The 18,032-nt window shown below is 70.7% G+C and carries 14 protein-coding genes; all 14 read right to left on the reverse strand.

Annotated elements, in window-relative coordinates; all coding sequences use genetic code 11:
• Positions 1-8: 8 nt before the first annotated feature.
• Positions 9-722 (reverse strand): autoinducer binding domain-containing protein, encoded by a 714-nt coding sequence (locus AC0IZJ_RS10685; protein ID WP_471849417.1) that lies wholly within the window; start codon positions 720-722, stop codon positions 9-11.
• 355 nt (positions 723-1,077) lie between these two features.
• Positions 1,078-1,821 (reverse strand): ABC transporter ATP-binding protein, encoded by a 744-nt coding sequence (locus AC0IZJ_RS10690; protein ID WP_471849419.1) that lies wholly within the window; start codon positions 1,819-1,821, stop codon positions 1,078-1,080.
• A 22-nt stretch (positions 1,822-1,843) separates the two neighbouring features.
• Complete coding sequence (locus tag AC0IZJ_RS10695; RefSeq protein ID WP_471849421.1) at positions 1,844-2,926, reverse strand: efflux RND transporter periplasmic adaptor subunit; 1,083 nt, start codon at positions 2,924-2,926, stop codon at positions 1,844-1,846.
• Positions 2,923-4,119: an ABC transporter permease gene (locus AC0IZJ_RS10700; RefSeq protein ID WP_471849423.1), complete on the reverse strand. Its 1,197-nt coding sequence runs from the start codon at positions 4,117-4,119 to the stop codon at positions 2,923-2,925. The genes AC0IZJ_RS10695 and AC0IZJ_RS10700 overlap by 4 nt, the downstream gene beginning before the upstream one ends.
• Positions 4,120-4,141: 22 nt before the next feature.
• Positions 4,142-5,305 carry an ABC transporter permease gene (locus AC0IZJ_RS10705; RefSeq protein ID WP_471849425.1) on the reverse strand — a complete coding sequence of 388 codons (1,164 nt, stop codon included), beginning with the start codon at positions 5,303-5,305 and terminating at the stop codon, positions 4,142-4,144.
• A gap of 17 nt (positions 5,306-5,322) precedes the next feature.
• Entirely contained in the window at positions 5,323-6,339 is a 1,017-nt protein-coding gene (locus AC0IZJ_RS10710) for a lantibiotic dehydratase C-terminal domain-containing protein (protein WP_471849427.1), read from the reverse strand.
• A gap of 10 nt (positions 6,340-6,349) precedes the next feature.
• On the reverse strand, positions 6,350-7,840 hold the full coding sequence (locus AC0IZJ_RS10715) for a nitroreductase family protein (protein ID WP_471849429.1): 1,491 nt from the start codon (positions 7,838-7,840) through the stop codon (positions 6,350-6,352).
• On the reverse strand, positions 7,837-9,795 hold the full coding sequence (locus AC0IZJ_RS10720; RefSeq protein WP_471849431.1) for a TOMM precursor leader peptide-binding protein: 1,959 nt from the start codon (positions 9,793-9,795) through the stop codon (positions 7,837-7,839). The genes AC0IZJ_RS10715 and AC0IZJ_RS10720 overlap by 4 nt, the downstream gene beginning before the upstream one ends.
• Entirely contained in the window at positions 9,792-11,651 is a 1,860-nt protein-coding gene (locus AC0IZJ_RS10725) for a hypothetical protein (RefSeq protein WP_471849433.1), read from the reverse strand. Before AC0IZJ_RS10725 ends, AC0IZJ_RS10720 begins: the two co-directional genes overlap by 4 nt.
• Positions 11,648-15,502: a lantibiotic dehydratase gene (locus tag AC0IZJ_RS10730; RefSeq protein ID WP_471849435.1), complete on the reverse strand. Its 3,855-nt coding sequence runs from the start codon at positions 15,500-15,502 to the stop codon at positions 11,648-11,650. The genes AC0IZJ_RS10725 and AC0IZJ_RS10730 overlap by 4 nt, the downstream gene beginning before the upstream one ends.
• 44 nt (positions 15,503-15,546) lie before the next feature.
• Positions 15,547-16,299, reverse strand: a complete 753-nt coding sequence (locus tag AC0IZJ_RS10735; protein ID WP_471849437.1) for an ABC transporter permease — start codon at positions 16,297-16,299, stop codon at positions 15,547-15,549.
• Entirely contained in the window at positions 16,299-17,075 is a 777-nt protein-coding gene (locus AC0IZJ_RS10740) for an ABC transporter ATP-binding protein (protein ID WP_471849439.1), read from the reverse strand. The genes AC0IZJ_RS10735 and AC0IZJ_RS10740 overlap by 1 nt, the downstream gene beginning before the upstream one ends.
• An 84-nt stretch (positions 17,076-17,159) precedes the next feature.
• The gene (locus tag AC0IZJ_RS10745) at positions 17,160-17,363 is read right to left on the reverse strand and encodes a thiazolylpeptide-type bacteriocin (protein WP_471849441.1); all 204 of its coding nucleotides are present in this window, start codon (positions 17,361-17,363) and stop codon (positions 17,160-17,162) included.
• Between the two features lie 82 nt (positions 17,364-17,445).
• On the reverse strand, positions 17,446-17,661 hold the full coding sequence (locus AC0IZJ_RS10750) for a hypothetical protein (RefSeq protein ID WP_471849443.1): 216 nt from the start codon (positions 17,659-17,661) through the stop codon (positions 17,446-17,448).
• Between the last annotated feature and the right edge of the window lie 371 nt (positions 17,662-18,032).

Consider the following 18,032-nt stretch of genomic DNA (forward strand, 5'->3'; position numbering starts at 1 on the left):
CTAACGCATTACCAGAGCAGGCCCAGCATCGCCGCGCGCACCGCCGCGCTGGTCTTGTTGCAGGCCCCCAGCTTGGCGACCACGCTGTTGATGTGGAAGTTGATGGTGCGCTCCGAGATGTTCAGGATGTCCGCCACCTCGGCGGACGTCTTGCCTTCGGCCGTCCAGCGCAGCACGTCGATCTCGCGGTCGGTCAACTCGGCCGTGGCCTGGTCGCGGGCCGGGTCCTGGCCGCTGGCCTTCATCGCCTCGTGGCCGGTGTGCACCAGCCACTGCATGCGCGGCGTCAGCCGGGCCAGCTCGGCATCGGTCAACGGCCCTTCGGAGCGCGCCATGATCAGCATGCTGTAGGTGCCTTCGGGGTCGCGCCGCGACTGCGCCCAGCCGTGGCGCAGGCCGTGGCTCTGGGCCTCGGACCACATCTGCGGCGTGCTGGAGAAGAACGCATCGTTCCAGATCACCGGCGATGACGAGCGCATGCCGTGCGCGACGGTCGGGTCGCTCTCCATGTAACCCTGCTCGTGATAGCGCTGCAGCCAGGCCGAGGGGTAGTTGCTGTGCATGGTGGTGCGCGGTTTCGTGATCGGCACCGGCAGGCGCATGCCGTGGGTGCAGAACTCGAAGCCGATGTCCGCCGCGTGATCGGCGATCAGCACGAAGCAGGCCTCGGGCGTGGCCTGGGCTGCGATGCCATCCAGCAAATCTGCTGCTTGCCAATCCATTGCTGAACTCCTATGCGGTGGACCGGGCGACACGCAAACCCAAGCTCGGTTTCTCGTGCGCCACCCTCTTCGAGGTCTGACTCGTCGCTCCCAGTGCGGCGCGATGATAAGGACTCGACGAGACGGAAATCTGCTGGAAAACGCCGAATGTCTTGAAGCTAGGGGGCGTTCCCCTAACCCCGGTGACGAGCGGCCCCGCGGCGTCAACCGATGACGAGCGGCCGGGCCAACCAGGTTCCGATGGCTATCGTCGGCGAGCCGTCGGGCAGGCGCGCTCGGGATGAGCCCGTCACTGCTCGTGGTGACGGGAAGACCCGCACGATGTCGGCGCGCCTTCACAGGCGCAGTCGGCGTTTCAGGCGGCCAGCGCCATGCCCGGTGAGGCCACGCGCGCGGCGTTGGCTGCGGTGTCGGGCAGCGCCAGGAACTGGCCCTTGTCCAGATGCATGCGGCGCGACGCCACGGCGGCGGCTTGAGGGTCGTGGGTGACCATGACGATGGTCTTGCCCAGCTCGCGGTTGAGCAGCGACAGGATCTGCAGCACCTCGTCGGAGGTGTGCCGGTCGAGATTGCCGGTGGGCTCGTCGCACAGGATGATTTCCGTGTCCGAGACGATGGCGCGCGCAATGGCCACGCGTTGCTGCTGGCCGCCCGAGAGCTGCGACGGCAGCCGTGCGGCCTGGCTAGGCAGGCCCACCAGCTCCAGCGCAGCGGCCACCTTCTCGCGCCGCTGGGCGGACGACAGGGCCGTCAGCATCAGGGGCAGCTCGACGTTGCGTGCCACGCTCAGCATGGGCAGCAGGTTGTACTGCTGGAAGATGAACGCAGCGTTCGCTGCGCGCCACTGCGAGAGCTGGGCCTCGCTCATCGCCTCCAGAGCCTGGCCGCGGAACAGGATGCGCCCGGCGTCCGCGCGGTCGATGCCGCCCAGCAGGTTGAGCAGCGTGCTCTTGCCCGAGCCGGACGGGCCCATCATGGCGAGGAAGTCGCCGGCGTGGATGTCCAGGTCGAGGTTGTTGAAGATGGAGACGACGTCGTCGCCGCGCTGGTAGCGCTTGACGACGCCTTGCAGCGAGAACAGGGCGGGGGCGGTGCTCATGGCGGTTCCTTGGGCAGTCGAATCAGAGGAACAGGACCTTGACGGCCATGTCGGGCAGGATGCGCGGGTCGGCGTCCAGCAGCTTGATGCGCACGCGCACGGTGGACTTGGCGCGGTCGGCGTTGGGCATCACGCGCAGCACCTCGCCCGCGATCTGCCAGCCCTTGTGCGAGTACAGCTCGGCGCTGACCTTGCGGCCGGGCTCGACCTTGCTGAGCAGGTCTTCGTTGACGTCCACCACCAGCTCCAGCGAGTGCATGTCGACGATGGTGTAGATGCCGGTGCGGGTGTAGCCGCCCCCCGCGCCGCCTGGGGCGACGATCTCGCCGACCTGGGCGTTGCGCGCCAGGATGACGCCGTCGAAGGGCGCGCGCACGGTGTAGTCGTCCAGCGCCTGCGCCTGGCGCTGCACCTGCAGCTCGCCCAGGGCCACGTCGGCCTTGGCGCTGGCGAGGTTGCTCTGCGCCACCTCCAGCGCCGTGCGGCTCTTGCTGAGGCGCGACTCGCTGGTGAAGTTCTGGTCACGCAGCGACTGCTCGCGGTCCAGGTCGCGCTGGGCCTCGTGCAACTGGGCCTGGGCGGCGCTCTGGCGGGCACGCGCTGCGGCCAGTTGCGCCTGCGCCAGGCCGAATTCGGTGCGGGCCTGCTGGTCGGCCATGCGCGCCAGCACCTGGCCGCGCTTGACCAGCGTGCCCTCGTCGGCCAGCACTTCGGACACCTGGCCCAGCGTGCGCGCCGAGACGGTCGCCGTGCGCGTGGCGGCCACGAAGCCCGACGCCTCGAAGCGCACGCCTGCGGTGGCCGGGCGCGGCGGGGCGACGGTCGGCGGCGGGGCGGTGGTGGCCTGGGCGGCCGGCAGGCCGGGCAGGTCCACGTCGCGCTGCAGGCCGGGGACCAGCAACACGGCCAAGGCAACCGTCTGCAGGCTCAGCGCGGCCACGGCCCAGGCGGGCACACGGCGACTGCGCGGGGCGGGTGCGCTCACCGCAGGTGCGGGCGCAGGTGCTTCGCTGCCGGCCTGGCCGTGGTGCGACAGGCGCAGCGTCGCCATCAGTTGCGCGCGGCGCTCCGCGCCGGCATCGAGGGAGAGGGTTGGGGCGCTCATGAGGCGGCTCCTTGACGGCTGTTCAACACGCGCCAGGCCGGCAGCAGCCCACCCAGGGCTCCCACCGCCAGCGCCAGAAGCAGGGCGGCCAGCACGCTGCCGGCGTCCAGCTGCCAATCGAAATGCACGCTGGAGAAGCCGGCGCCCACGGTCACGCCCTGCACGCCGTTGAAGGCCAGCCAGCCCACCACCGCGCCGCACAGCGCGCCCAGGGCCGACAGGATCAGCGCCTCGGCCAGCACGCACAGCGCCACCACGCGGCTGCTGTAGCCCAGCAGGTTGAGCACGCGCAGGCTGTGCCGACGCGCGTGCACGGTGATCGACAAGGTGTTCAGCGTGCCCGCCACCGTGCCCACCGCGAGCACCGCCGCCAGCGGCCAGCCCAGGTAGACCAGCAAGTTGTGGGTGCCCGCGGCCTGCTGCTCGAAGAACTGCCGCTCGGTCTGCACGCTCAGCTTGAGCCGGCTGTCCTGCGCGGCGTGCTGCTGCAGGGCGGCGAGGCTGGCGTCGGTATCAGGGCCGGCGAGGTGTGCACGCAGCGACTGGAACTGCCCCTGGCGCCCATAGGCGGCCTGCACTGCGCCAACATCGGCCCAGGCTTCGGTCTCGAACAAGGCGGCGTCCAGCGCGTACAGCCCCACCACCTGCCAGTCGCGGCCGGCCAGGCGCACCGTGCGGCCGACGCCGAGCTCGTCACCCTGGGCAGCCAGTCGACGGCCGATGACGATCTCGTTGCGCCCCGGCGTGAACAGGCGACCCTGCACGATCTGCAGGCCGGCACGCAGGGCCAGGCCTTGCGCGTCCATGCCGCGCAGGTTGAAGTTCTGGCGGCCACGCTCGCCGCGCGCCACCGCCACCGTCATGCTGAACTCGGCCGACACCTGCGGCTGGCCGTCGCGCTGAGCGATGCCCGGCCCGGCCGACAGCAGCGAGACCTGCTCGCGCGTCAGACGGCTGCCGGGCTCGCTGGTGGCCTCCTCGGCGAGCATCACCGCCACCTCGGTCGAGCCGGTGTTGCGCTGGCTGCGCTGGTAGCCGTCGGCCATCGCCAGAAAGCCCAGCAGCACCAGCACCACCAGCATCACGCACAGCGCCACCGTGGCGCTGGCCCACTTGTTGCGCCACAGGCTCGCCAGCGAGACCTGCATCAGCGGCGGCCACTGCCGCCAGGGGGAGGAGAGCTTCGTGTTCATGGCCGTGAGGTTGCGCGTGGGCTCAACCGTTGTCGACTGTCAAAGCCTGCAGCGGGCGGATGCGCAGGGCCAGCAGCGCAGGGATCAGGCCCGTGAGCAGGCTCACCACCGCCGCGATCAGCGCAGCCTCGCCCACCACGGCCCAGGGCAGCACCACGTCGGGCATGAACTGGGAGAGCCGGCGCGTCACCAGCAGGTTGAACAGCGCGCCCGCGCCGATGCCGATCACCGAGCCTATCCACACCAGCGCGCCGGAGCGCCAGAACACCAGCCGCAGCACGCGGGCGTGCGACCAGCCCAGCACCTTGAGCACGCCGATGTCCCGCGTGCCCTGGCGCACCGCCAGCGCCAGCGTGCTGCCCACCACCAGCATCAGCGAACCGAAAGCTGCCGCGATGACCGCCTTGATCATGAAGGTGACGTTGCCGAACTGGGCGAAGAACTCGCTGTGGAAGGCCTGGTCGGTGTTGCTGTTGGTCGGGTCGGACGTCGTGGCGAAGGCCGCGTCGATCTCGTTGGCCAGGCCCTGCACGGAGACGCCGGGCTTGGCCGTCACCATGAACGAGCCCACGGAGTCGCGCCAAAGCGTGCGCGCCTCGTTGAGGGTGTCGTAATGCATCAGGATGAAGTTGCGGCCGCCGCCGCTGTCCGCGCTGGTGAAGGTGCCCGCCACACGCAGCCGCCATGCGGGCTCGCCGGCCGGCGGCTGGAACAGGATGCTGCCCAGCGGCACCACGTCGCCCACCTTCCAGCCGTAGCGGTCGGCCAGGCCACGGCTGACGAGGATGCCGTCGCGCTGTGCGAAGAAGGCCTCGGCCACGCCGGGCGCCACGATCATGTCGGGGTGCTGGGCCAGCCAGGCCTGGGGCTGCACCGCGAACACCATCTGCATCTGGCGCTGGTCCTGGTAGTAGGCGCCCAGCCAGGTTGCGTGGCCCACCATGGCCACGCCGGGCAGCGCCTCGATGCGGGCCTTCTGCGCGATCGGCAGCTGCGCCATCAGGCCCGACTGCGGCGCGATGATGAGCCGCTGGCCCGAGACCGACTCTTCGCCGCTGTCCAGCGAATAGCGCAACGAGCCCAGTACGGCGTAGGCCGCAAAGGTCAGCGCGATGCTGGCCAGCAGGATGAAGGTGTGCAGCCGCTGGTGGCGTAGCTGTTCGAGGACGACCCAGAGTTCTTTCATGACGGCTCCTTAGCGCTTCAGGCGGCCAGGGGTTGGGGGGCGGCGTCGCGCACCAGCGCATGCGCGGTGCGGGCCAGGATGCGGGCGAGCGCCACCTCCTGCAGCGGCGCCAGGCCCAGGCGGTTGTTGAGCATGTGCAGCTGCGAGGCCAGCATGGCCTGCAGCGCCAGCCGGTGCTGGGCGTCGTCGGCCACGGGGGCGTTGGTGATGGGCGAGATCAGCAGGCCCTGGTGGCGCTGGATGTCCCACTGCGTCACCGCAGCATCCAGCCCCGCCATCAGCAGCGCGGCCGGGCTGCGTGAACCGGCGCCATCGCGCGCAGCCCGCAGCTGCTGCGCCAGGCGTTGGCACTGCTCGGTCGTCGGTGCCGGGGCTTGCGTGGCCGGCGCGTTGAAGGCCTTGACCTCGGCCGAGCTCATGGTCCAGTAGGCCACGTAGTCGTCCAGGAAGCGCGCCACGCCGGCGAGGTCGGGCTGCCAGGCCTGCGCGAACAAGGGCATCAGGCTGGCCGCCAGCTGCAGGCGGCGCGACACGTCGCCGGGGCTGGCCCGCACCAGGCTCAACGCCAGCGTGCTGCCGAGGTCGAACAGGCCTTCGTTGACCGGCAGGCCCGCCGACCCGCCGTAGCGGCGCCATTCCGGTTCGTACGGCATCACCTGCACGCTGCCTTCGTCGAACCACGGCAGCTGCGCGAGGTCGAGCGGCTGGCCGTCGAAGAAGTGGTTGCGGTAATAGGCCTCGCGTGTTGGCGGCTGTGCGCTCAGATAGGCGGGTACGGCGGCGCGGGCGTCGGCCAGCAACTGCGCGCGGCCCGCCGGCGACAGGCCGCGCAGGCGCAGCCGCAGGTGGGGGCCGCCTTCCCAGTAGCGCAGGAAGAACCAGCCCGTCGCAGCGCCGCTGCCGATCAGCTGGCGCACCTGGGGCGTGACCCAGTCGAGCAGGAAGCGGTCGGCGGCGGCCGCGTCGGACAGGAAGATGTGCAGCGCGAACCAGTCGTTGGCGTGGACCTGTGCGTTTGCGTTTCGGTCGGTCATGACGGGGCTCCTAGAGTTCCCAGCGGGTGTTGGTGCTGCGGTTCAGGCCGCACATCACCTGGTAGACGAGCGGGCCGGGCAGGGCCAGGCCGCCTTCGAGCACCGCCTCGCGCATCATGCGAAGCGGCCGGGCAAACAAGCCGAAGGCGGTGGCGGCGAGGCTGAAGTCCTGTGCCTGCGCGCCGGCCGCCAGGTGCAGGCGGCGCAGCGCGGCGCTGCCGTGGCGGGCCTGGGCGGCGTCCAGGTCGGCGCACCACAGCGCGTGGCACTTCAGGCCCAGCAAGTTGTGCGGCACGCCGGGGTGGGGCAGGGCGTCCTGAAGCAAGGCCTTGAGCTGGGTGGCGGGCAGCGCGCTGAACTGATCGCCTGCAGGCGTGAACAGGCCGGACTCGCCAGCGGCGTCGTCGAGCCAGGCCAGCAGCGGCTGCAACTCGGCCTCACCCGGCAGGGTTTGGCGGCGCGCGGCCAGCTTGCGCCACAGGGCCAGCAGCCGGTCGCGCGTGCCGGCCGGCAGCGGTGCCAGGCGCGGGGCCAGGCCGCTGCGGTCGCTGCCCGAGCTGCGGGCGCGCATCAGTTGCAGCAGGCCCGTCTCCGGCGCGTGAACAGGTGATTGCGCTATGGGCGGGAGTGAAGCGCACGCCGGGCCGATGGCCGCGAACTGTGCGGCCAGGCTGGGCAGCAGGTCGAACTGCTCGGCGAGAAGCGGCGAGGGCGCGTGGCCGGCCACGTCCGTCTCGACGGCATCACCGGGCCACGACGGCACCCAGCGCTGGCCCGTAGCCGGGCTCATCCGCAGGCCATAGGCCACCGTCTCCAGCGGGTGCTCGCACAGCCGGCTGGCGGCGCGCAGCGCTGCGGGGTGGCCTTCCAGCGGCTCGCCCGCCCAGCCCAGGGCCTGGGCCAGGTGTTGCAGCTGCGACTGGGCCATGCCGGCTTCCAGCATGGCGTTGAAGGGCGCGAAGTCGCCGTATTTGTCTGCCAGCATCCAGTGCCGCGCCACGCCGATGACGGCCAGCTCGTGTTCGCCCAGCAGCGCCTGCGTGTCGCAGGGGCCGGGGGCCTGGGCGAGTGCGTGGTGATCGCCCTCGTAGATCCACTGGCGCACGCCCGTGTCGTGACGCTCGATGACGAACACGCGGCAGGGGTAGGCGCAGCGAGGCGAGGGCACGGCGCGGTGGATGGCGTAGGGGTTGTCGGCCTGGTAGCTGATGGGCGCCGCGAGGTGACGCAGCAGCAGCGACAGCGCCGTTAGCGCGTCCAGCGCCACCGCCGGCGCACGGCCTTGCAGGTGGTCGCCCAGGCTCATCAACTCGGCCGGCAGGCGGCTGGGCAGGCGGTGCAGGCGACGCTGCACGGTCACGCGCGAGGCCAGCGTCGGCGCTGCCGGACGGACCGACCCAAACGACGGCACGTCCAGCAAGTCCATTCGCCTATGCGTGCCCAGCCACCAGGCCTGGGGCAGTGGCAGCAGCGGGCATGCCTGAAGCGCCAACATGCTCATGGGAAGTTGTGCGGTTCAGGGTTGATGTCGCCCTGCGTCATCGGCGCGAGGCCGCGTGCATGGCGGGCCGAGTTCAGCCGTGGCAGCGCGCAGCGGCGGTGCTGGTGGCCGAAGGTGACCGGCGTCAGCCCCGGCGCCAGCACTTTGACGCAGTGCAGGTTGAGCGCCTCCATCGGCGCCCAGCTCTGGTTCACCAGGATCACGTCACTGGCCACGGCCAGCGTCTGCTGCACGCGGCGCAGCAGTTCGTCGCGCAGGTCGGTGGCGGCGGGCGCTGGCGCGGGCAGCGGTTGGGCGGGAGGGCCGTCGAACAGGAAATCCAGCCGCGGGTAGGTCTCGGGTAGGCTGTAGAGCAGCACATGGTCGGCCATGCCGCGCACCAGCCAGGGGTCGTCGGCCATGGCCAGCGCGCGTTCGCGCAGGGCCGGCATCGTGACCTGGTAGACGCCCATCGAGGTGGTCACCTCCACCAGCGCGGCGAACAGCGCCTGCTCCCATTGCGCGTGCCCGGCCGAGGCGCAGTAGCTCTTCACCGGCGCATCCGCGCGCGGGTCGACGATCAGCGCCCAGACCAGCGGCACGTCGATGTCCAGCCGCATGTCGAAGGCATGCACCTCGTAGCCCTGGGCGCGGGCGCGAACGACGAGTGCCGCGACGCGGTCGTCCTGCACGTCGTCCAGCAGCAGCTCGCGCGGGGCGATGCGGCCGTACCAGGCCGTCAGGTAGGCATCGCGCTCCAGCACTTCCATCAGACCGTAGAGCGCGGCTTCCTCGACGCAGCCGCCGAGTGCGCAACCGCTGGAGGTCTCGTACACGAAGCGGTTGAGCGGCTGGCCCGGCGCGTCGCCGAGGCGGTAATAGACCATCTGCTGCGGCACCAGCACCGGCTGGCTCTTGCGCATGGACCAGCCCCAGCTCCAGTTGAAGGTGAGGGCGTCGCTGTAGGGCTCGTGGGTGAAGCTGGGCTGGGCCATCTGCTCGGCCTCGTGCAGCACGAAATCGCGCGGGTCGACCACCGCGTCGCCGTACTGCGCGCGCAGGCTGTCGAAGCTGCCGCGCACCGACGCGCCGTGGCGGCGCGGCTCGTGGCCGCAGAAGCGCTCCAGCGCTTCCAGCATGGCCACAAGCTCCGAGCCCTCGCGGCTCTCGGTGCGGCCGTAGCCGCTTTCGGCCACCGTCGAACCGGGCAAGCTCATCTCGGCCACCACCATGGGCATCAGCTCGGAGCTGAGGTCGTGGAAGAGGTGCTTGATGACGCCGGTGCGGTGGTCGAGGAAGTTCTCGCGCAGCGCCGCCACGTTGAGCTTGGGGTTGGGCACGCGGCCACGGCTGCTGCCGGCCAGCGGGCGCGCTTGCAGGTCCACGCGCGCCAGCTCGGCGTGGTCGGCCGGCAGGGGTTGGCAATCGGGGCAGTGCGGATGGCGGTGCAGGCGGTGGCTGTCGGTGGCCAGGCGCTCCCAGTTCAGACGCAGCACGCGGCCGCGCAGCTGATCGGGCTCGGCCAGCGCCTGGCCCAGCAGCCGCGTGAAGGTGGCGCGGCCGGCGGGGCTGAGCGGCGCCTGTGACTGGCGCTCCAGCTCGGCTGGCGCCTGCGCCTCGGCGGACCAGTGCTGCGGCTGGTTCAGGTTCAACGCGGTCCAGCGCATCACGCAGCCCAGGCAGGGCGCGTCGCTGTCCTGCGGCGCGACCCACGGGCCGAAGCTGACGCTGCCCGGTTCCAGTCCCAGCAGCAGCAGCTCGGCGCCGGCCTGGCGCGCCTTGGCCTGCCAGGCCAGGGCGCCGGTGGCGCGGCGCAGGTCGAACACCAGCAGGCAGCGCTCGCCGGCTTGAGGCAGCGGCGCGTCCGCCAGCGCGTGCTGCTGGGCGGTGGCGGCGCGCAGGGCGGGCCAGAGCGCATCGCTGCTGGCGTCGTGGATCAGCGTCCAGGTGCGTAGCGTCATGGCGGCGGTGTTCATGCCAGGGCCTCGGCGTGTTCGATGACGGCGCGACCACAGATCACGCCGCTCGGGAGGTTGAGGGTGTCCGCCGGCTGCCACTGCACGGGTGCGGGCAGTTCGGCGTTGGCGGTGTGCAGGTCGGGCGCGGGCTGCCACTGGTCGGCATGCGGCTCGGGCCAGTGCCACACGCGGCCACGCCACAGCGCGTCGTCGTTGAGCTGCACGCGGCTGCAGGCCTGGCCCAGCGCTTCCTGGATGGCCGGCAGGGCGGTGGCGTCGCAAGCCGTGCCCGCAAGCGTGTCGCCCACGTAGACCTGCGCCACGCACGATGCGAAGCGCGGGTGCCAATGCAGCAGCACGCGGGCCGGTGCCGGCGCGAAGTGGCGCAGCAACTGGCGCAGCAGGTGCACGACGCTGTCCTGCACGTGCTCCAGCGCTACCGAGGCCACGCGGCGTTCGGTGGCGAAGCCGTGGTGAGCCGCGACGGCCTGCGCCAGGGCCAGGGCTTGCCAGCGGGCGGAGTCGAAGGCGGTGACGAACTCTGTCGCGTCGTGGCCCGGCACCAGCTTGGCCGCCAATTGGCTCAGCGCCAATTGCAGCGCGCGCGTGCCAGCCTGCTCGGCATTCAGGCCCCAGCCGGCGACTTGCGCGACGGCGCCGCCCTGGCCGCGCGGGGCGCGCACGGCGATGGCGTCGTGGTACAGCGGCAGCTGCGACAAGACCTGGCCCCGCGTGCCGGCTGGGCGCCAGGCCAGCGGGCCGAAGGCGGCGTCGAACCAGGGCGTGAGGGCCACGCGCTGCTGCTCGTAGCCGGAGAGGTTGCGGTCGCCCGGTTGGCCCAGCAGGTCGTTGAACGCCTGCGGCGCTATCGCGGCCAGTTCGCCCAGTGCAGCCGGGCGGGTGCCTGCCGCCACCAGCGGGTGCTGGCTCAGCTCCAGGTAGGGCGACACGCGGCGCACGCGGCGCTGCCATTGCGCTGGGGCGATGCCGAAGTGATGGTCCATCACGCCTTGCGCGGCCACCACGCCCAGCAGGGCCAGGCTGGCGGGGCTGTGTGGCTCCTCAGCGCCGGCCTGCTGCCATTGCAGCAACTCGTGCACGCCAGGCAGGCCGGGCTCGGTGGGCGGGGCCACCAGGGCCATGCCGCCGCTGCGCAGCGCGATGACGGCGGGCACGGCGTGGCGGCGTGCGTCATGCTCGAAGGCTGCGGCATCGACGGCGGCATCGGCGCGATCGCTGGCCCACAGCGCGGCAGTGACGCCGTCGAAGTCGCTGACCTGCGGCACGCCAGCTTGCAGGTCCAGCGTTTGGCCCTGTATGCCGGCGGCGCTCAGGTGTTCGTGCAGCTCCTCCAGCGCGATGGCGCTGTCGCTGGCCAGCAGGCGCAGGCGCAGCGCGCCCACGCCGCTGTCGGCCACGGCGCGGGCGGCGGCCTTCAGCGCATGGCCTTCGCCCACCAGCAGCACGCGGCCGTCGCGCCAGGCGCCCCAGCGGGCGCGGCGGGTGGCGGGGTCGGCGCGGTCCTGCAGGTATTTGATGAACTCGGTGACGGCGAGCGGTGCGTCGGCCTGTGGCAGCCATGGCGTGTCGTCGGTCTCGTCGAGCAGCAGGCCGTGCGCATCGAGCGCCTGGACGACGCGCTGCACGGGTGCCTGCAGGCGCTCGGGCAGGCGCGCCTGCAGGGCGGGCAGGTCCAGCCCCTGGTCCATCAGCGCGATGACGCGCTCCACCAGCCGGTGCAGGCCTTCACCAGGGAGCAACAGGCTGCGGCTGCCGCCGTCGAACTGCACGCCCGCAGGCGTGTTGCGGAAGAAGACGTGGTGCTTCAGGCGCAGGCGGCGGGCAGGCCAGGCGCCGACGGTGGCGGTGTTCATGATGCGGAGACCTCCGTGTTGGCGCCGGCCTGCAGCCCGGTGATGTCGCGCCAGCTCACGCCCAGCACCCGCTCGACGCCCAGGGCGACGAGGTGGCACAGGCAGAACTTCTGCATCGGCGACACCCCGAGCAAGGGCAGCAGCGTGTAGAAGAAATTGACCGTGGTGCGGTAGGCCATGATCTGCGGCGTGCTCATGGCGAGCATGCCGCCGGCCTGGCCCAGCGCGCGGCCGATCTCGCTGGGCACGCGCTGGCGCATGCGGGTCTGGAAGTCGCTGCCCTGGGCGGTGACGCTGCCTTGCAGGCGGTCGAAGGTGTCGTCGGCCAGCAGCACGTCGTAGTGCTGATGGACGATGCGGCGGTTCTTCTCGGCCGTGGTCGCCAGCACCGCCTGCCACTCGGTCAGCACCTCCTTGAACTCGGGCGCCAGGGCCAGGCTGTCGAGCCGGCCGTCAAGCACGGCGCGCAGCACCTCGCCGACGCGGTCGCCCAGGCGCCGGTCCAGCGCGTCGAAGCGGCCGCGCAGCTTGCCGCCGTCGTCGTGGGCGGCGAAGAAGTACTCGGCATGCGAGCGCAGCGACACATAGCCGCGCGACAGCCCGCCGATCTCGTAGGTCTGCCCCACCAGGGCCAGCATGGCCGCCAGCGTCAGCATGAACTCGTCGTTACCGTCGACCTTGCCGCGCAGCAGCTTCAGCGTCAGCGGCAGGGCGGCGACCTGGAAGTCCTCCCGCGCCGCCGCAAAGGCTTCCAGCTTCAGCGCCTTGGGGCGCACATAGGGTGCGGCGGTGACGGTGTTGTTCGTCAGCAGCGGCAGGGCGGGCTCGGGGTCCAGCTCGAACAGCGCGAGCTTGGTGGCCAGCGCTTCATAGGCCTGCGGGTCGATTTCGCGGCTGCTGGGGTGGGCTTGCAGCCAGGGCAGCAACTGGGCGCGCACCGCGGGCCAGACAACTTCGTCCAGCACCTGGGCGCTGCAATGCACGGCCAGGTCGACGTGGGGACCATGGCGCCAGTGCGGCAGCAGCATGACGCGGTCGATGCCGTGCTGGCTGCGCAGGCCGTCGAGCAGGTCGCTCAAGGGGCCCAGCAGCAGGCCGCGGCGGTCGTCCTCGAAATAGGCGATGCGCAGCGCATGCCACTGGTCGCGCCGGCTGGCGGGTTGCAGCCGCTGCGGCAGCGTGCTGAGCTCGAACTGCAACTCGGCCACATGGGGCTGGCCTTCGACCGACACATGCTGGTCGTCCAGCGACGGCAGCACCTCGGTGGCGACGATGGAGAAGCTGTTGCGCTTGAGCGTGCGCTGCATCAGGCGCACCAGGCGCGGGCTGTCGAAGCGCACATGGAAGGGCTTCAGGTCTTTGAAGTCGACCGCGTCCCACTTGAAGTTCAACGAGGTGCCGGTCTGCACCTGGGGGTCGGTCGCCGGCATGCCGCGCAGGAAGACCTGCGCGGGCAGGCCGATCTCGCGCCGCCAGGCCTGGATGGCAACGAAGAAGGCCTCGGGCGCCAGGTCGGCATCGGGTTGCAGCGTGGCCGGGATGACCCAGGTGCGGCGGGCCAGCACCACGTCGCCCAGGCTCAGGCGGGGCAGGTAGGTGACGGCATCCGGGCGCAGCAGACCCTGCTTCATCATCGGCGCGACGGTGAAGTTGTTGATGCCCTCGGTGTAGGCGATGGCCAGCACGCGCTGGATGCGCGGCAGCAGCATCGGCATCAGGAAGCCGTGGTACCAGACGTCGATGTCGCGGCCGTCCTCGGTCTTGAAGCGCACCATGTGCTCGCGCGGGTCGTAGACGAGGCGGAGCTTGTCGATCTCGAACTTGCGGGTCTCTTCCCAGTTCGCCGCGAACGGCGGCACGACGACCTCGTGGTCGGCCATGCGCGGGTGGTTGTTGGCGTTGAAGCCGAACACGCCGGGCAGCTCGGCAAAGAGCGCGCCTTCGCTGCTGTTGAGCAGGTAGTCGCGCACCTCCTGCACCTCGCGGTCCTCCAGCACTTCCATGAAGCGCGACATCAGCCCGCCGCGGCCGCCGAAGACCTGGTTGAGCACGAACGTCGGCCGGCCCTGGCGCAGCGCGATCTGGCCCACGTAGCTCTGCGAACCGCCGCGCTGGCGCACCGGGGCGGGCAGGGCCTGCACGACGGCGCGCAGCGCCTCGCGGTCGATCTGCACGTCCTCCTTCTGCGTCAGCAGCGGCGTGAGCACGTCGTTGAACTGCCGGCGGGCGCGGTTGAAGGCCTCGCTGATGGCCGTCGGGGCGGCCTTGCGCTCCGGGTCTGCCGCGTGGGTGAGGCTGCCCAGCGCATAGATCTGGTCGAAGCGGCGGATGAACTCCAGCGGTTGCTCGCACACGCCGCTGGCGCCGTACTCGGCGAGGAAGAAGTCGGCCATGTCGCAGCGCGCCTGCTGCGTGAAGCCCACGACCGGGGCGAGGGACATCAGCAGGCTGAGGTCGTCGGCAAAGGGCTCCAGCAGGCGGGGGTTCAGGCCGCCCTGCAGCGACTTGAGATAGCAGTTCTCGAAGAAGGCGGTGTCGGTCACGCTCTTGTGCTCGGGCGCCTGCAAGGCCTCGCGCAGCGCCTTGATCTCGTCCTTTACCGTGCCCACCAGCTGGGCGCGCTGGGCGGGCTCGGCAGTGCGGAAGTCGGCCAGCGACTGGCGCACCGTGCGCAGGTGGCCGCGCGCCTGCACGCCGCTCTCGCCGGGCAGGTCGCCCAGCAGCTGCTCGGTCCAGGCCAGCGGGTCGGTCTGCTCCCAGGGCTGGGTGTCGGGCAGCAGCATGCGCAGGTCGTAGAGCTTGCCCAGCAGGTCGTTGACGATCTGCGGTTGCAGCTTGGGCGCGAGTTTGCACATCGCGGTGATCAGGTCGCGAGCAAAGATGGGCTCGAAGTTGCGCTGCGCGAAGACGTGGTGCAGGCAGGCGACGGCGGCGTTGCTGTTGATCTCGGCCACGGCCTCGCCGGTGCCGAAGAACTTGCCGCTGCTGGTGTTGCCCTCGGTGACCGTGCGAAAGCGCGCACGGCCGTTCTCCAGCACCAGGCTGGGGTTGAGCGCCAGCGCGAACAGGCTGCTGGAGAGCTGGAAGTTGCCCAGCAGCGGCGCGAGGATCTGGCGCATCAGCGCGCCCTTCAGCGTCACGCGCCGGTCCAGCGCGGCGTCGTAGTCCAGCGACCAGTCGCTGACCAGGCGCTCGTCCCAGCGGCCCACGTGCAGCACCGTGAAGGTGGACAGCGGGCTGGTCTTGGAGCTGCAGCGGGTCAGGTACTGGACGAAGGTTTCCTGCAGCTTGCGCCTGGCCTTGGGCGCCAGCGGCTTGGCGTCCTTGCGGGCCATGGCCTCGAAGTCGGCGAACAGCTCCGGGTTGACGTAGCTGATCGCGTCCCGCAGCCGCGGCAGCTGCCACAGCGCGTTGAGGTGCTCGGAGGTGGCATCGATCTCGCGGGCATAGGCCTGGCGCACCTTCTCCTCGTGGCCGGCCAGCGCGATGGCAGCCTCGTTGAAGCGGGTCAGCGCGGCCAGCGCGTCGGCGTCGATGAGGCCGGCCAGCGCCTGCACCTGCTCGGGCTTGCTGGCGCGCTGGTTGAACACGGCGCGCTTGACGTTCAGCGCCAGGCGGCCGAGGTCGCGGTCCGTGCAGCCATGGATCGCCTGCCCCAGCACGTCCAGCAGGGCGGCCGACTGCTGCTGCAGTTCAAGCCGCTGGCGCTCGCCATCGGCCAGCACCTGGGCGGTCTCGCCGGTCTCCAGGCCTTGCAGGGCACGAACCGATTCGCCGGCCACCCGCATCACGTAGCGCGGATGCAGCAGCATCGGCCCGTCCTGGGTGGGAAGCATGGGGGTGGAGTTCATTTGTCAGTCCCTGGTTCAAACGGTGTAGGGCGAGGCGGGCTGCTTCAGCGTGCCGACCACTGGAAGCAGCGGCGAGCGACCAGCGCGAAGACGGTGCCGAAGGCCAGCAGCACCAGGGTGGGCGCGAGGCCGGCCGAGGTGAAGAACTCGCCGCGCCAGGCCAGGCGCAGGGCCTCCACCGCGTGGGTCATGGGGATGACCTGGGCCATCTTCTGCACGATGTCCGGGAACTGGGTCAGCGGGATGCTGGCGCCCGACAGCAGCAGCATGGGCTGGAACAGCAGGCTGCCGGCGCTGAAGGACGAGTTGGCGGTGCGGGCCAGCGCGCCGATCAGGAAGCCCAGCGAGAACAGCGCGTAGGCACTCACCGTGAGGGCGGCGAGCAGCTCGATGAAGGAGGTGGCCGGCAATCGATGGAACATCAGCCAGCCGACGATCAGCATCTCGACCAGGCCAAGCAGAAAGATCGTGAACGCCCGGCTGATGGCCGAGAACCAGACGGCCCCCATGTCGAGCGGCGTGACCAGCAGCCGCCGAAACAGGCCCTGCTCCTTGTAGATCACCAGCACCGGCGCGACGTTCATCAGCGCCACATTGAGCAGGATGAGGCCGATGAAGCTGGGCGTGTACTCGTCGTAATAGCTGACGGCCTGGGCGCCGTAGACGCTCTGGCCGTACATCAGGCCGAAGAAGCCGTACATGACGGCCGGCACGGCCAACGTCATCAGCAGGACCATGCGGTCACGGAAGGCCAGCCGGAAGTCGAAGCCGACGTAGGCGCGAAGGGCGGTGTTCATCAGGCGGCCTCCAGCGCGCCTTGGCGCGCAAAGTGTGCGTAGGCGTCGTCCAGCGAGGCGCTGCCATCGGGGGCGCGTGCAATCAGCTGGGCGGCACTGCCGGCGGCCACGAGCTGGCCGGCGGAAATCATCAGGACCTGGTCCGCCAGCGCAGCGGCCTCGTCCATGTAGTGGGTGGTGAACAGCACCGTGCGGCCACGCCCGGCCTGGGCGCGGATGAGTTCCCAGAACTCGCGGCGCACGATGGGGTCCAGGCCCACGGTGGGCTCGTCCAGGATGACCAGCTCGGGGTCGTTGATCAGCGCCAGGGCCAGCGAGACGCGCTGCTTCTGGCCGCCGCTGAGCTTGCTGACGCGGGTGTCGAGCATGTCGGTCAGCGCGAACTCGGCCGCCAGCTGCGTCAGGTCGACATGGCGGGGGTAGAGCTTGGCGAAGAAGGCGAAGTACTCGCGGATGGTCAGCAGCTTGAAGAGATTGGCCTCCTGCAGCTGCACGCCGATGCGCGCCACATGGCCGCGCGGGTCGCGCACCACGTCATGCCCGAGCACGCGCACCTCGCCGCCGTCCGGCGTGCGCAGGCCCATCAGGATCTCGACGAAGCTGCTCTTGCCCGCACCGTTGGGGCCGATCAGGGCCACCGTGCTGCCGGTCTCGATGCGCAGCGTCAGGCCGCGCAGCGCCGTCTTGCTGCCGTACTTTTTGACGAGACCGCGCACGTCGATGGCGGGCGGCGCGCCATGCGCCGCAGAGGGCGCGAGGGGAGGTGGGGTCAACATGGCAACTCCGGTATGGAGGGGGTCAGGGCGAAGGTGAGGAGGGGCCGGCGTGGCGCCGGCCACCCCTCGAGGGCAGCTAGCCGATCAGGCGAGCGAGACGCAGCACGACGACGAGCCGCAGGTCGAGCAGGAGCCGCAGGAGCTCGAGCCGCTGGACGCGCCGGTTTCCGGCAGGGCGAGCGCGTCCTTGACGGTCACGACTTCCAGGCCTTCGATGGTGGCGTCCGTGACGTCGATGTCGTCGAAGGATTGGATGTCGGCTTGGATGTTGGTGGTGGGGTTGGTCATGGGAAATCTCCTAGAGGTTGAATGCCACCCTGGTTGAGGCATAGCGCCGGGTGGCGAAGCGCTATTCGGGTGTTGGGTTGAGTCAGCGGCGGCGGGCGCCGTGCGTCGACAGCAGGCCGTCGAGCCAGACGCTGGTGGTGGCCGGCAGCGAGGCACAGGCGCAGGGCGAGTTGGCGCCGGCGCTGAGGTCGTCGGCGACGACGCGGGCGTCGAGCGCGGCGATGTCGGCGGGGCTGACATGCCAGGCGGCCGTGGATTCGCGGCTGTCTGCGCTGGCGGTGCCGGGGGTCGGTGTCATTCGTTGCTCCTGTGGGGCATTGCTGCCGTTCGATGGAACGAATGATCAAAGTCCAGGCCTGTTTAGGGCACTGTCAAAGCCTGCAGATGCGCAGATGCGCGAATGTCAAATCTGACAGTGCACAAGACCGCGCGGATGAGATGGGGTGGTGATCAGGAGCCGTCGCCAAGACCGGTCTGGGCCGGGACGCGGGTGCGCGCACTTGCTGCGTGTCACCCGGGCCGCTGCGCGGCCCTCCTTCTTTACCTGCGCAAGTGCGCGCACCCGCATCCCGGCCGCTCCACCGAAGGTAGCCCGGGACGAGCAAGCCCAATGCACCGCGAAGCCGGAGAGCGGGTAGGCCTGTTGCGAAGGTAAAGGAGGAGGTCGCG

It is taken from the genome of Roseateles sp. AC306, assembly GCF_979253795.1.